At 70.7% G+C, this 13,876-nt stretch carries 9 protein-coding genes; 4 read left to right on the forward strand and 5 right to left on the reverse strand.

What is annotated here, in order from left to right:
• Complete coding sequence (locus tag G446_RS0101810) at positions 1-1,494, reverse strand: hypothetical protein (protein WP_156916475.1); 1,494 nt, start codon at positions 1,492-1,494, stop codon at positions 1-3.
• Between the two features lie 170 nt (positions 1,495-1,664).
• Between G446_RS0101810 and G446_RS0101815 the strand changes: the two genes are divergently transcribed.
• Both G446_RS0101815 and G446_RS0101820 read left to right on the forward strand, forming a co-directional pair.
• Complete coding sequence (locus G446_RS0101815; protein ID WP_026408844.1) at positions 1,665-2,570, forward strand: ABC transporter permease; 906 nt, start codon at positions 1,665-1,667, stop codon at positions 2,568-2,570.
• A 2-nt stretch (positions 2,571-2,572) separates the two neighbouring features.
• Positions 2,573-3,778, forward strand: coding sequence for an ABC transporter ATP-binding protein (locus G446_RS0101820; protein ID WP_034468682.1), 1,206 nt, complete (start codon positions 2,573-2,575; stop codon positions 3,776-3,778).
• A gap of 67 nt (positions 3,779-3,845) precedes the next feature.
• On the opposite strand, the gene G446_RS15375 is transcribed toward G446_RS0101820, so the two are convergent.
• A complete protein-coding gene (locus G446_RS15375) occupies positions 3,846-5,363 on the reverse strand; it encodes an N-acetylmuramoyl-L-alanine amidase (protein WP_051285558.1) in 1,518 nt (505 codons plus the stop codon).
• 300 nt (positions 5,364-5,663) lie between these two features.
• On the opposite strand from G446_RS15375, the gene rfbB reads away from it, so the two are divergent.
• Positions 5,664-6,659 (forward strand): dTDP-glucose 4,6-dehydratase, encoded by a 996-nt coding sequence (gene rfbB / locus G446_RS0101830; RefSeq protein ID WP_026408846.1) that lies wholly within the window; start codon positions 5,664-5,666, stop codon positions 6,657-6,659.
• Between the two features lie 12 nt (positions 6,660-6,671).
• On the opposite strand, the gene G446_RS0101835 is transcribed toward rfbB, so the two are convergent.
• From G446_RS0101835 to G446_RS0101845, 3 genes are all read right to left on the reverse strand, one after another.
• A complete protein-coding gene (locus tag G446_RS0101835) occupies positions 6,672-8,573 on the reverse strand; it encodes a DUF6541 family protein (protein WP_026408847.1) in 1,902 nt (633 codons plus the stop codon).
• 160 nt (positions 8,574-8,733) lie between these two features.
• Positions 8,734-10,797 carry a DUF6541 family protein gene (locus tag G446_RS0101840; protein ID WP_051285559.1) on the reverse strand — a complete coding sequence of 688 codons (2,064 nt, stop codon included), beginning with the start codon at positions 10,795-10,797 and terminating at the stop codon, positions 8,734-8,736.
• A 42-nt stretch (positions 10,798-10,839) separates the two neighbouring features.
• Positions 10,840-12,144 carry a nucleotide sugar dehydrogenase gene (locus G446_RS0101845; protein WP_026408849.1) on the reverse strand — a complete coding sequence of 435 codons (1,305 nt, stop codon included), beginning with the start codon at positions 12,142-12,144 and terminating at the stop codon, positions 10,840-10,842.
• A 133-nt stretch (positions 12,145-12,277) separates the two neighbouring features.
• Between G446_RS0101845 and G446_RS0101850 the strand changes: the two genes are divergently transcribed.
• On the forward strand, positions 12,278-13,876 hold the full coding sequence (locus G446_RS0101850) for an asparagine synthase-related protein (RefSeq protein ID WP_026408850.1): 1,599 nt from the start codon (positions 12,278-12,280) through the stop codon (positions 13,874-13,876).

Genomic DNA, 13,876 nt, shown 5'->3' on the forward strand with positions numbered 1-13,876 from the left:
TTAGTTGTTCCCCCTCGCAGTGGCGACGCGTCGGATACGACTCCCGACCTTACCCATCACATTCTTCACTCCGCCCTCGCGCATGTAGCGCACGGCCAGAGCGAGGTCACTGGGCCTGCCCGCCTGAGCGACGGCCTCCGCGGCCGAGGAGGAGCCGGCGTCGGCGGCGCGCAGCGGCCGACGGCAGAAGGCCTCCAGCACCTCGCCGTCCGGATCCGCGGCCACGAGACTGTTGAGCGACGGGTCGTTGTCGTACACGATGTCGTTGACGCGCCCCGTGCCCGCGAGCGCTCCGAGGACGAGGTCCCGCTGAGCCTCATCCGCCACGAGGATCCGGTCGGCGCGTTCCATGAGCGCTTCCAGCGCCTGGGCGCGGTTGCCGGTGCGTGCGGTGTTCATGAGCCATCCGAGCACGTCGAGCGTCGACAGGTCCACGATGAGGGGCACCTGCGAGAAGCCGGCGCCGGGGGCGTCGTCGAGAACCGTCTCAATGAGAACAATCACATCCGCCCACTCCGTGTGATCGGCGGTCAGCCCCGGCAGCACGGTGCCGTCCTCGGTGACGACGTTCGCGGGGCCGTTCACCCGGCGGACCCGCACATCGCGTCCGAGCCGCGCCAGAAGCTCGTCCGCTCGCGCGGATCCGCGGCCCTCGGCCGGGGTCACGACCAGGACGTGCATCGGTTCCCACATCACCTCGTCCAGTCCGGTCAGTCGGGCGATCCTGTCGAACTCGCGGCCGTGAGCCGCGGAGTCGATACCGAGGATCGTGGGAAGCGCCACCGCGATCATCTGCGCCAGCGCCACGTCCGGCACTCGACGCACGCGCTGGATGTAGTTGCGCACGCCACGGGCGTCCGAGAGGTTGTCGAGCGCCCCGTCAACGGCGTAGGCGCCGACCAGGCCCCGCGTCGGCACGCGCAGGTCGCCGATGTCGTCCCCCCCGGGCGAGCGCTGAAGGTCGAGCGTCGTGGTGTCCGTGCCCGAGTCGGCCAGGACCCCGGTCACCGCGAGCAGTTGCGCCGCGGGCAGCAGTACACCCCGCCATCGATCGCTCAACACCACGTCGAGTACGGTGAGCAGCCCGCGACGGCGGAGCATCCGGCCCTGGTCCGTGGCCGGCTCCTCCACCCGCGGCGACCCGGCCACCGTGACAACGTGCTGGCCGAGGAGGTTCAGGCGCCACTGGACGTCGAACAGGGCGGTCTCGGGATCGGCGAAGCGGCCCTCCCCCCCGACGTCCACCAGGACCTCCCGGCCCAGCCAGTCGAGAAGCTCCTCGCGCACCAGGAGCGTGTCGGTCAGGACGCCGATGACACGAACGTCCGCGTCGTCGCGCGTGTAGGCCAGGGCGCCGGCGTCGCCGAGCAGCAGGTCATGCGCGTTCCCCTTCAGAACGTTGAGGGGGACGCATGCTTCCCGGCCGCGCACCGTGAGGGCGCACACCCCCGGAACCACGGGATGAACCGCTGCGAGATCCGCGTATGAGGCCATGTGGCACTGCTCCTTCCCAAGCGCACCAGCGAGCATCGTAGCAACAAGAGGGGCCCGGTACAGGGGCGCCCCAGCGCCCCGCGCATCTGCTGATGGGGTCTTGAGGGTACAGTGACCGGGTCGACCGTATGGGGCGACGAACCCGACGCCCGGCCTCCAGGAGGATTCACGTGTCAGCTGCCTCGGAGCGAGAGATGCGGATCGCGCACGAGTCGTTCAGACCCGCCACCCCCAGAGTGACCTTCGTCACAGGCACTCGTTCTTCCCTTCTGGACCTGTGGAACAGGCGCGATCTTCTGATCCGGCTCACGCGCCGGGAGATACGTGCGCGCTACAAGGACTCGGTGCTGGGGATCGCATGGAGCCTTATTAAACCGATTGTCAGCCTTCTGATTTACGTGCTCGTGATCGGCAAGGTCATGGGTGCAGAGCGCTCCATCCCGGATTTCGCGATATACGTTTTCACCGGCCTGACCGCCTGGCAGCTCTTCAGCGATATCATATCGGCGTCGACCGGCTCCATCGTCGGCAACTCGGGGATCATCAAGAAGATCCACCTGCCTCGGGAAATATTTCCACTGGCTTCGACGGGCGCCTCGCTGTTCAATTTCGCAATGCAGTTCCTCATCCTGGTGCTCGCAACGTTCATCATCACCCCTCCCCTCGTGGGATTCAATCTTCTCTATCTGCCCTTGGGGCTCATTCTCCTCGTCGTGTGGGCCACAGCATTCGGTTTGATCCTGGCAGCGGCCAATGTATACTTCCGAGATATCCAGTACCTTGTCGAAGTCGTGCTCCTCGTCGGCATGTGGGCCTCACCGATCGTGTACTCCTGGAGCATGGTCACCTCCATCACCGGAGGGGGCGTCGCGATCGAGGAGGCCTACCTGACCAATCCGGTCACGCTGTCCATCATGGGCTTCCAGCGGGCCATGTGGGCCTCCGGGGCGAATGTGCCGACAGCGCCTCACCTGGGCATCAGGATGATTCTCGCCCTGGCGATCGGGATAGTGGTCCTCGTGATCGCCCAGCGGGTGTTCTCCGTCCTTCAGCGCAATTTCGCCCAGGAGTTCTGAACATGACCGACATCGTCCGAATCCGCAACGTCGCCAAGCGCTTCGTCGTCCACAAGGACAAGTCGCTCAAGGAACGACTCGTCAACGCCCGGTCCTCGCGCGCCCATCGTGAGGACTTCTGGGCCCTGCGCGATATTGATCTGGATGTGCGCGTCGGGGAGACGATCGGTCTCGTCGGCGCCAACGGCTCAGGCAAGTCCACCCTGCTGAAAGTTATCGGCGGCATTCTGACCCCCGATGCGGGCTCCGTTTCCCTACGAGGCCGCCTGGCCGCTCTCCTGGAGCTCGGTGCGGGATTCCACCCGGACCTGACGGGACGGGAGAATGTCTACCTCAATGCGGCGATCCTGGGGCTGTCGGAGGCCGAGACCCAGCGTCACTTCGACGAGATCGTCGCCTTCTCGGGCATCGAGGACTTCATCGATACCCAAGTGAAATTCTACTCCTCGGGCATGTACGTGCGCCTCGCCTTCGCGGTTGCCGTGCACGTGGACCCCGACGTTCTTCTCGTCGATGAGGTCATGGCGGTCGGGGATGAGCCCTTCCAGCGGAAGTGCATGGACAAGATCCATGAATTCCAGGACGAGGGGCGCACGATCATCCTCGTCTCGCACTCCGCCGCGCAGGTGAGCGAAGTGTGCGACCGGGCGGTTATGCTCGAGCATGGCCGGATCGTTGTGGATGGGTCGACCGATGAGGTCCTGGGCAGGCTCCGGCACAACTACGAACTTGTGATCGAGGCCGAGGAGGCCGCCGAGGCGGAACGGCGCGGGGAACCCGTCGTCGTCCGGCCGGCCGAGCAGTTCATCACCTCAATCGCGCTCAATAACACTGCACCCGAGACGCGATTGACGATCGCCCCGGGCGACGATCTCATCGTCTCCGGCACGTTGTCCGCCGCTCCCCCTCTCATTGGCTGGGGGATGTCCCTGACAATATCCACGGTTCTGGGAGGCGCTGTCCTGGGGACGGACACGAAGATGCTCGGCATCGATCCCCCCGTTATCGACGGCGAGGGCAGTTTCGAGTTACGACTTCCCGATCTGCGCCTCGGCGAGGGCGACTACTTCGTATCCCTTTCGCTCCTGGACGGGAACCTGGCTGAGATCCACAAGATGCGTGACGCGGCATGCTTCACGGTTCACACTCCCGGGCATGCGATAGGCGCCGTCTACAGCGAGCCGCTGCTCTTGGTGATGCCGAGTTGACGGACCTTTCCCGCACCACCCCGCGCAACCGGACAAGCCGACCGGCGCCGGGCCGTGGGAACGGGGCCTACCAGGCGCCGCCGTCGATCTGCTCCTGGGCGATGTCGCGGATCTGCCCCATGGCGGAGTAGCCGGCGTCACCCGGGCAGGTGGTGTAGCCGACGTCGCGGTGGGCGGAGATGGTGTCCAGGTCGATGGTCTGGCCCCTGCGGTACTTCTGGGTCGCGCGGAAGGTGAAGCCGGAGGAGCCGTGGGCGTCCGCGATGCCGGCCCGGGCGAGGAACCAGCCGGCCATCTGGCCGACGCGCTCGATCTGGATCTCGGAGGGGCTGACGGAGCTGTAGTTGCCCATCATGGAGATGCCCATGGTGCCGGTGTTGGCGCCGTAGGCGTGCCCGCCGACGACCATGGTGCCGGGGTCGGAGTCGAGCGTGCCGTAGCGCCCCTCGAAGACCTGCCCGTACTTGTCCACCAGGAAATTGTAGCCGATGTCCCCCCAGCCCAGGATGACGGCGTGGTAGTAGTAGATGCCCCGCACGATCGAGGGGGACTGCTCGGCGGTGTAGTCGTTGGTGCCCGCGGTGTGGTGGACGATGACGTGCTCGGCGGGGGCGTAGTTCGGCCTCCAGTTCAGGTAGGCGGGGTTCGCGCCCCACTCCTCGCGCGTGGTCACGAGCGCTGACGGGTCGTCCGCCGCGGCGGCCGGGGCGACGGCCGGGAGCTGGGCGGCGCTCGCGCCGACCGGGTCCTCGGCGGGCCCCCGATCGTCCCGCCGGTCCGGCTGCGCGGCGGCGACGGCGTTCTCCGCCCCGGGCGCCGGGGCCCGCCCGTCCGCGGGACCGTCGTCGGCGGCCGCGGCGGCCACGCCCGTCGGCTCGGCCTCGGCGGTGCGCACGTCCGCGGCCCCCAGGTCCCTCTCCCCCGAGGGGCGGTCGGGCACGAGGGCGAGGGTGAGGTCGGCCGGCAGGTCGGCGGCGTTCCCGACGACGGAGGCCTGGACGGCGTCGGCGCCGCCGGTGACGAGCTCGTCGGTGCCCGCGCGCCCGGCGCCGTCATCGCGTCCGGCGTCGGAGGGCTCGTTGAGATACCAGGGGGACCACTGGCCGTTCTGGCGCACGCGCAGGTAGATGCGCACGCCGTCGGGCGGGGCGTCGCCCTCGCCGCCGGTCCACGTGAAACCGGCGACGAGGAAGTCGTCGACCTTCAGCGGGTCGGTCAGGATGACGGCGTCGAGCTCGGGGTCGACGGCGTCGGCCCCGGAGTCGGGGGCGCCCTCGGGACCGACGTCGCCGGCGGCGGCCGTCAGGGCGTTGACCGCATCGGGCGCGGCAGTCGGGTCCGTGCCCGCCGCGGCGTTCGCCAGGGCCGGGGCCCGGGAGGACCGCGCCCCGTCGAGGCCGGAGCGCGCGATCTCGGTGGCCCGCCCGGACTGCGTGGTCAGGTCCAGGAGCTGGACCGGCGCCGGCGCAGGGGCCGCGGACGCGCCCGGGGCCGGGCCGCCGGGGCAGACGGGGGCGGAGGCGACGAGGCCCGCGAGGACCACGGGCACGACGAGGGCGGGGCGTAGGTATCGGGGGACCGGCATGATGCTCCTTCGGGCGGCGGCTCCACACACCTGTGTCGTAAGCAACACATGATATTGATGTGACTAATGATGTTCATGATGAATCCTACTGCTCCTGTGACGATTCGCAAGGGTCTTTCGGGCACCGCTTCATCACGACGGCGGTCCGGTCGCGGGGCCGTCCCGCCCGAACCGGCCCGGGCGGCCCCCGCAGCCGGCCGGCGGGACCGCCCGCCGCGCCCGGTCCCGCGCCCCTGTGGCATCATGGCCCTGGCCAGCGGCGATCACCCGCCCTCGACTCGGCACAACGGAGCTCCACCCATGAACGTTCTCATCACCGGGGGCGCCGGCTTCATCGGCGCCAACTTCGTCCACCAGACCCTCGTGCGTCACCCCGACGCCAAGGTGACGGTGCTCGACAAGCTCACCTACGCCGGCAACCGGGGGTCGCTCGCGGACCTGGGCGAGCGCGTCGACCTCGTCGTGGGGGACATCGCCGACGCCGACACGGTCGACCCGCTCGTGGCGGGAGCCGACGTCGTCGTCCACTTCGCCGCCGAATCCCACAACGACAACTCCCTGCGCGACCCCTCCCCCTTCATCCGCACCAACCTCGTGGGCACCTTCACCCTCCTGGAGGCGGTGCGCCGCCACAAGGTGCGCTTCCACCACATCTCCACCGACGAGGTCTACGGGGACCTGGAGCTGGACGACCCGGCCAAGTTCACCCCCACGACGCCCTACAACCCCTCCTCCCCCTACTCCTCGTCCAAGGCCGGAAGCGACCTGCTGGTGCGCGCCTGGGTGCGCTCCTTCGGGGTGGAGGCCACCATCTCCAACTGCTCCAACAACTACGGCCCCTACCAGCACATCGAGAAGTTCATCCCGCGTCAGATCACCAACCTCATCGACGGTGTGCGCCCCAAGCTCTACGGCGCCGGTCAGAACGTGCGCGACTGGATCCACGTTCTGGACCACAACGACGCCGTGTGGGACATCATCGAGCGGGGCCGCATCGGCGAGACCTACCTCATCGGCGCCAACGGCGAGAAGACCAACAAGGAGGTCGTCGAGCTCATCTGCGAACTCATGGGCCGCGACCCGCACGACTACGACCACGTGGCCGACCGCCCCGGCCACGACATGCGCTACGCCATCGACAACTCCAAGCTCGTCACCGAGCTCGGCTGGGAGCCGAAGTTCACCGATTTCCGCTCCGGCCTGCAGGCGACCATCGACTGGTACCGCGACAACGAGGCCTGGTGGCGCCCGCTCAAGGCCGGGGTCGAGGCCGGCTACGCCGCCCGGGGGCAGTGAACCGGGCGCCGGTCACTTCTCGCACGCGGTGATCCTGTAGACAGTCGCCGTGTCCAGGGTGGCGATCGGGATGAAACCGGTCGAGGTGTCAACGTCGAGGTAACCCGGGTAGCTCTCGCCGATCTCGTCCGAGCTGGCCGTCGAATCGTCGTAGAACAGCGGTGTACCCCCCTCCTGGCGGATGATCGCGCACACCTCGGGATCCGTGTGCAAATCGCGGAAGTGCCACGCCAGGTAATCCTGCCGCGGATCGGACGGGCTCCCCACGGAGCCGTGAACGCTCCTTCCGCCGGTCAGCACCCCGACCAGCCCCGCACCGGTCTGCGGCGCCCCGTAGACGACGGCGTCGTCGAACACGAAGCGGTCGGTCGTCTCCATATCGCGGCGCTCACCGTCACCGAGCCACGCCGGGTGCACAAGGAAGGCGGAATCGTAGCCGCGCTGCACCCACATGCGGTTGGACGGCACTTGGCTCAGCGTGATGACGAGGCTGATTACGGCGAGCGCCGCGCTCGCGGGAACTCCTGCCCGATGCCGTGAGGCCCAGTCGATGGCGGACTGCGTCCCGAGGCCGGCCAGGGCTCCGACGAGCAGAGCCATGAGGGCGAGGTAGCGGTTGTAGTCCCCCCACCACGCGCCTGTCACGGCCGCGAGGGGCGCCACCGCCGATTGGGCGAGTACTATCAGGGCCGCGCAGACCGACCAGGCCAGAACCAACAGTCTCCTGCTGCGTTCCCGCCCCAGCGCGATCAGACCCAGACCGGCCAGGAGGAGGAACCACGCGTAGTCCCAGGCGCGCCCCTCCCTCGGTGTGAGGAACAGGGCCAGTTCGACGCGCTGAAGCAAGGTGCGGGGCTCTCGCGGAAAGGCCGCCATGCGTTGGAGCTGTGCATTCGCCATCATGAGCGCCAGTATCAGAAGACCCGCCGCCCCGACGAGCACTCTGGACCGCAGCGCGGGCTTCGCGATCTCCGCCGACCCGGACTCACTACGAGCGATCAGCCGACCGGTGAGGGCCATGACGCAGGCGAGCACGATGAGAACCTGGCCTCCCCCGGGGTGTGCGCATCCGGCTCCGAGGCTGAGACACGCGACCAGGACGAGACGTCCGCGGAGGCCGTAGGTCCGAAAGGCCTTCTCCATCGCAGCCAGGGCCCCCGGCAGAAGGGCGATGGCCAGGCCCGTGGGCGTCTGCCCGTTGAAGAACAGGAGGAAGGGCGTCCACATCGTCGAGGCGCAGGCTGCGCCTGCGACGAGGCAGGCCATCGTCCGGCCGTCGTAGGCCCTGACGAGGACCACGACTTCCACGATTGTCAGACAGATCCCGACGCCCACCAAAGTCGCGTTGAAAGCTGTGGGAACATCCGTCACCCCCGTCAGGAGCACCGCGACGGCATGGAAGACCGACGGGTAGAAGGAACCTCCGCTGATCGCAGCCGAAGCGCCCAGGCTGGAGGCCCAACCTGTTGAGCGCATGAGCTCGATGAGGTTGAGATGGAACATGACATCATGATTCTGCAGAAGGGCCCCCGGTCGCCCCATGGCCCTGGTGATGAAACAGACCTGCAGAAGCACCGGGATCGCCGCCAGAACCAGGACGCGATGCCCCTCCCGCCACATCCCGATGGCTGCCGTCTTGACGCCGCTGCGGGGCTCGCCGCCCCGGATCAGACCCATCCCCAGCGCTCCGACGGCGATGAGGGACAAGGATCCGATCCCGGTGAGCGGTCCCCACGGCACGCCGATCCGGCCGAAGACCTCCGTTAAAACGGCGACGAGCAGCACGGTCACCGTCGGCCCGGCACCCCATACGACCATGGGCTCCTGACGCAGAGCCGTCAGAAGGCAGGCTCCGGGCAGCACGACTATGGCCATGACGAGCACGGCCAGGCCCAGAATCACGAACACGCCCACGCCTCGCTCCTTCGTCACACAAGCACAACGTCCACCGCACTCGCGCGTGCCTGCAGGGGAGGAGAACCGCGGGGACGGCGCGCCTTCATACCGAGAGTCCAGGGCACCCGGACCCTCCTCACTGATTCTATGGCACTGGGATCCTACGGGAGACTCGCCCTCACCCGCAGGCGGTGATGCGCCACAGGGCCACGGCCCCGCGTCCGGTATCCGCCCAGCTCACCAGCTCCATGCCCCTCGTCGACCAGGCAACGAGCCGATCATCCCAGCGCAGGGAGGCGTTGCCGTAGCGCAGGCCGTGCGGGCTGCGCTCGACGCTCACGTAGTACTGGGCGCCCAGCCGTTTCACGAGGTCGCAGGTGGCCGAGCCGGGGCTCGGATCCGGGGCCGCCCGCGCCAGGTCCAACTCCGCACTGCCCGCCATGGGATGGACCCGGGTGGGGTAGACCAGCTCGACGTCGGCCACCAGGCCCAGATAGGTCACGCCGCGCGACGGCGAGCCGACGACGACGGCGCCGGCGGGCAGCACGTCGCCGACGGAGGCGTAGAAGGCCAGTTCCTGGGGGGTCGTGAGCGTGCCGAAGGCGATCCGCTCGGCGTCGTAGACGCTGCGGGCGAGCGCGATCTGGAGGGGGATCCGACCGGCCACGGCCACCAGCGCGAGCGAGGCCAGCACCGCGGCGGGTCTGCGCAGCCGCCCCGGGCGCACGGCGCCGTCGGGCGACAGCAGTGCGACGGTGCCGTGGGCCGCCAGCACGAGCATGGGAATGAGCAGCACCGGTTCGATGCGGCTCTTCTGCAGGTACCACGGGAAGCCGACCTGGCGCCCGGGCCACTGGGGGCCGCCGACGAGGACGACGAGGACCAGCGCGACGAGCGCGGCCGCAGCCCACGGGCGCACGCGCTCGTCGCGAGCGCCGCGCAGGCCCAGGACCGCCAGCGCGAGCAGTACGACGCCCACGGGCAGGCCGTGGGAGGCCAGCGGCCCGTACTGGGGCAGATCGATGAGCGCCTGGAAGAGTGTGCCCACGGCCGAGCCGCCCTCGCGCTCGTAATTGAACATGGTGGTCAGCGGCCCGCGCATCGTCCACGCCCCGGCGGCGGCGGCCAGGGCGGCCGCCACGAGGCAGACCAGTGCGATCAGCCGGGTCCTCCCGCCGCGGCGCAGCAGCTTCGCCACAGCGCCGACGGCGACGGGCAGGAGCAGGATCGCGGCGTTGAACAGGCCGGTGCCGTGAGCCAGCGCGACGCCCAGGACCGCCAGGACGGCCGGCGCCGCCGCCTGCGCGCGCCCGTGGCGCTGCGCGACGGCGCGGCGGGCGCGCACGACCAGGGTGAGAGCACCGGGCAGGGCGACGACGCTCAGCGCGTAGGGCCATACCGCCAGCGCGGTGAGCAGAAGCACGGGGGCGCCGGCCGTGGCCGCCGACAGCAGGATGCTCAGCGCCACGGCCTTCTCCCGCGCTCGGTGAGCGGCGCGGGCGTCACGGTCCGCTTCGGCGGCGACGGAGTCAGCGGCGGGAGCCGGTTCGCGCGGGCCGTCGCGCAGCGCCTCGGTCAGGAGCCCGGCGATGCCCAGCGGCCACGCCACCGCCCCGACGACCAGGATCATCGCGTTGGAGGACTCCACCGCCCCGCCCGGCAGGAGGGCGACCATGCCGTGCCACACGCTCGGGTAGTAGACGGGGGCGCCCTGGTACAGGGCGGACAGCCCGCCCAGGCTCGAGGCGCTGCCGCCCTCGCGCACGGCGCCGACCGCGGCCAGGTGGAAGACGGCGTCGAAGGCCTGGGGCGGGGTGGTCGGCGAGCCCATGCCGATGATCAGGGCCGCGCCCAGCGCGCAGACGGCGGCGCCGACCGCCCCGGTCACGAACCGGGAGGTCCCAACGCCCCCCGTCGCGTCCGCGCCTCCCCCCGGGCGCGACGGTGCGGACGGACCGGGGGCGCGGGTGCGCCGTCGTGCGCGCAGCAGCGGGCCGGGCAGGGCCAGGGCGCAGGTCAGGGCGGCGATGACCGCCCATCCCCAGGGGAGCCAGCGCGCACCGATCCTGGCCGCGAGGATCTCCGCCAGGCCCACGACGGCCGAGCCGAGGGGGATGGCCGCACCGGCCGCCGCCCACCGGCGCAGCCCCCACGACCGGGCGATGACCAGTCCGGGGCCGAGCAGGAGGATCAGGGCCGTCGCCGCCGCCGGGACGGCCCGCCACCAGTCGAGGGCGCTCATGCGGTTGCGGCGCGGCGGGGCGCGGGTGTCGTCGTCACGTCATCACTCGCCTCCGCCGATGGTCAGGCGGGGGGTGCCCGCCCACCTGGCGGGGTCGGTGGCGCGGCGCCCGTCCAGCAGGAGGCGCACTCCGGGCAGGTCGGCGGGGGCGAGTTCGCGGTAGGCGGGGTGGTCGGCCTGGACGATGGCGAGGTCGGCCCCCTCCCCCAGGTGGTAGGGGGTCCAGCCGAAGGCGGCCAGCTCGTCGTCGGCGTACATGGGGTCGTGGACGAGCGCCTCGGCGCCGGCCTCGCGCAGGGCCTCCACGACGGGGAAGACGCCGGAGAAGGCGGTCTCCTTGACGCCCCCGCGGTAGGAGGCGCCCAGCACCACGGCGCGCAGGCCCGTCAGCGAGCCGAGGACCTGCTCGGCGCGGCCCACCGCGTAGGCGGGCATGGTGGCGTTGAAGGCGCGGGCGGTGCGCACGATCGAGGCGTCGGGGTCGGTGGACAGGTACAGGCGCGGGTAGACGGGGATGCAGTGCCCGCCCACCGCGATGCCGGGGCGGTGGATGTGGGAGTAGGGCTGGGAGTTGCAGGCCTCGATGACGCGCTCGACGTCGAAGCCGGCCTTGTCGGCGTAGACGGCGAACTGGTTGGCCAGGCCGATGTTGACGTCGCGGTAGGTGGTCTCGGCGAGCTTGGCCATCTCGGCGGCCTCGGCGGCGCCCATGTCCCACACGCCGTTGGGGCGGGGCAGATCGGGGCGGGGGTCGAAGTCGAGGACGGCCTCGTAGAAGGCGATGCCGGCCCGGGTCCCGGCCTCGCTCAGCCCCCCCACGAGCTTGGGGTAGCGGCGCAGATCGGCGAAGACGCGGCCGGTCAGGACCCGCTCGGGGCTGAAGACCAGGTGGAAGTCGACGCCCTCCCTCAGTCCGCTGATCCGCTCGATGAGGGGTTTCCAGCGGCCGCGGGTGGTGCCCACGGGCAGGGTGGTCTCGTAGGAGACGAGGGTGTTCGGGGTCAGGTGCTCGGCCAGGGAGGTCGTGGCGGCGTCCATGAGCGCGAAATCCGGCTCCCAGGTGGCGTCGTCGACGAACAGCGGCACCACCAGGACGATGGCGTCGGCACCGGGGACGGCCTGGGCGTAGTCGGTGGTGGCGCGCAGGGCGCCGCTGCCGGTGGCGGGGCTGAGCGCGGCGAGCTTGTCGGCCAGGCGGGCCTCGCCGGGGAAGGGCTCGATGCCGGCGTTGACGGCCTCGACCGTGCGGGGGTTGACGTCGACGCCGATGACCTCGTGGCCCTTCTCGGCGTACTGGACGGCCAGGGGCAGGCCGATCTTGCCCAGGGCGACGACGGCGATGCGCATGCGGGTTGGTCCTTCCGACGGGTGGGAGTCGGGGCCCATCGTATGACACGGCTCGTACGGTGCGGCGGCCGGAGGGGCGATAATGGGCGCGCACCGCTTTCCCGCCCCGAGCCCACGAGGACCACAGGACCGTATGGACACGCCCGCCGCCGCGCCCGGATACCGCCTTCACCTGACGTCGCCGACGTGGACCCGCGGGTCCTCCCCCGCCGCGCACCTGTGGCGCCCTCTGCCCCCCCGGGCCGGGGACCTCGCCTCTGTGCTGCGCCGCCCCCCCGAGCAGCGCAGGGGGGCGTGGACGCTCGTCGAGGAGCACGACGGCGGTCTGCGTCTGAGCACCGACCGTGCGCGGTCCCATCACCTGCTGTTCGCGCGCGCGGGCGGAACCTGGGTCGTCTGCGACGATCCGCAGGAAATGCGCCGGCTCGTGCCCTCCTGGCAGCGGGACGAGGCGGCTGCCGAGGTCTTCCTCCACACCGCTTTCACCGTGGGCACCACGACCCTGGTCCGCGGGGTGCGCGCCACGCCCGCGGGGGCCGTCGTCGAGCTGCGGCCCGACGGCTCCTGGACGAGCCGGCCGTGGGAGACCTACCGCTACGACCCCGAGCCGATCACGGCGCCGGAGGAATTCTCCGCCGTCTTCCGCGACGCGCTGGACGCGGCCGTCGAGCGTATGCTCCGGGACGCCGGCGATCGCCGGCTCCTCGTGCCCCTGTCCGGCGGGCTGGACTCCCGGCTGCTGGCCGCCTGGCTCAAGCGCCACGGGGCCCGCAACGCCGCGGCCTTCACCTACGGGGTGCCCGGCAGCGCCGAGGCCGCCGTCTCCCGGGACGTCGCCGAGGCCCTGGGACTGGACTGGTTCTGCGTGGAGCTGGATCCCGCCGAGGTCGCCCGCGCCTGGGCGGGCCCGGACGGCGCGGACTTCCAGGAGCGCACCTGGGGGGCGACATCCCTGCCCCATGTCCAGGACTGGTACGCGCTGCTGACAATGCGCGAGCGGGGCCTGGTGGACGCCGACGCCGTCTTCCTGCCCGGCCACACGATCGTGGGCAATATGCACGACGAGGACCTCCTGGACGGCGAGCCCTCGCGCACCCGGGTGCTCACGGCGGTGGCCGCCCACCACTGCCCGCTCCAGGGCGAGAAGAGCGCCTGGCGGCGCCTGCCGCGCCTGCGCCGGGAGGTGGTGCGGGCCGCCGACGAGGTCTCCTTCCCCGACGGCGCGCGCTCGGTCCAGGAGCTCATCGAGTGGTTCAACCTCCGCGAGCGCCAGGCGAAGTACATCAACGGCTCGATGAAGGCCTACGAGGCCTTCGGCTACGGCTGGGCCCTGCCCATGCTCGACGTCGAGGTGTGGCGCACCTGGCTGCGGGGCTCTCAGGAGCTCACCGCGACCCGTCGGTGGTACAGGAGCTTCACGGCCGAGGCCTTCGCCGAGGCGACGGGCACGACGACGCGCCTCTTCGAGCCGCCTGCCGCGCGGATCCCGGCGGCCCCCAGGCGAGTGCTCCTGGCGGCGCTGCGCGCCACCGGGATGCGCGCGGCGGTGACGCGGGCGGTGTCCGTGCGCACCATGCTCCACCACCCGATGGCCTTCGAGGCCTTCAACGAGCCCATGGCGCGCCCCGAGCAGCTCATGCGCATGGCCCGCGGGGCCGGCTCGCTGGGCCTGTGGACGAGGCTGTTCCTCGACGGGACCTGGGGGGAGCGGCCCGTCGCCCCGCCCGTCTGA

Origin of the sequence: Actinomyces dentalis DSM 19115 (assembly GCF_000429225.1) — a bacterium.
GTDB classification, from domain to species: Bacteria; Actinomycetota; Actinomycetes; order Actinomycetales; family Actinomycetaceae; genus Actinomyces; species Actinomyces dentalis.

Excerpts from the sequence above, each read along its gene's own strand:
- rfbB (WP_026408846.1), top strand. The coding sequence starts at position 5,664 with ATGAACGTTCTCATCACCGGGGGCGCCGGCTTCATCGGCGCCAACTTC.
- G446_RS0101840 (WP_051285559.1), bottom strand. The coding sequence starts at position 10,797 with ATGAGCGCCCTCGACTGGTGGCGGGCCGTCCCGGCGGCGGCGACGGCC.
- G446_RS0101810 (WP_156916475.1), bottom strand. The coding sequence starts at position 1,494 with ATGGCCTCATACGCGGATCTCGCAGCGGTTCATCCCGTGGTTCCGGGG.
- G446_RS15375 (WP_051285558.1), bottom strand. The coding sequence starts at position 5,363 with ATGCCGGTCCCCCGATACCTACGCCCCGCCCTCGTCGTGCCCGTGGTC.
- G446_RS0101820 (WP_034468682.1), top strand. The coding sequence starts at position 2,573 with ATGACCGACATCGTCCGAATCCGCAACGTCGCCAAGCGCTTCGTCGTC.
- G446_RS0101845 (WP_026408849.1), bottom strand. The coding sequence starts at position 12,144 with ATGCGCATCGCCGTCGTCGCCCTGGGCAAGATCGGCCTGCCCCTGGCC.
- G446_RS0101850 (WP_026408850.1), top strand. The coding sequence starts at position 12,278 with ATGGACACGCCCGCCGCCGCGCCCGGATACCGCCTTCACCTGACGTCG.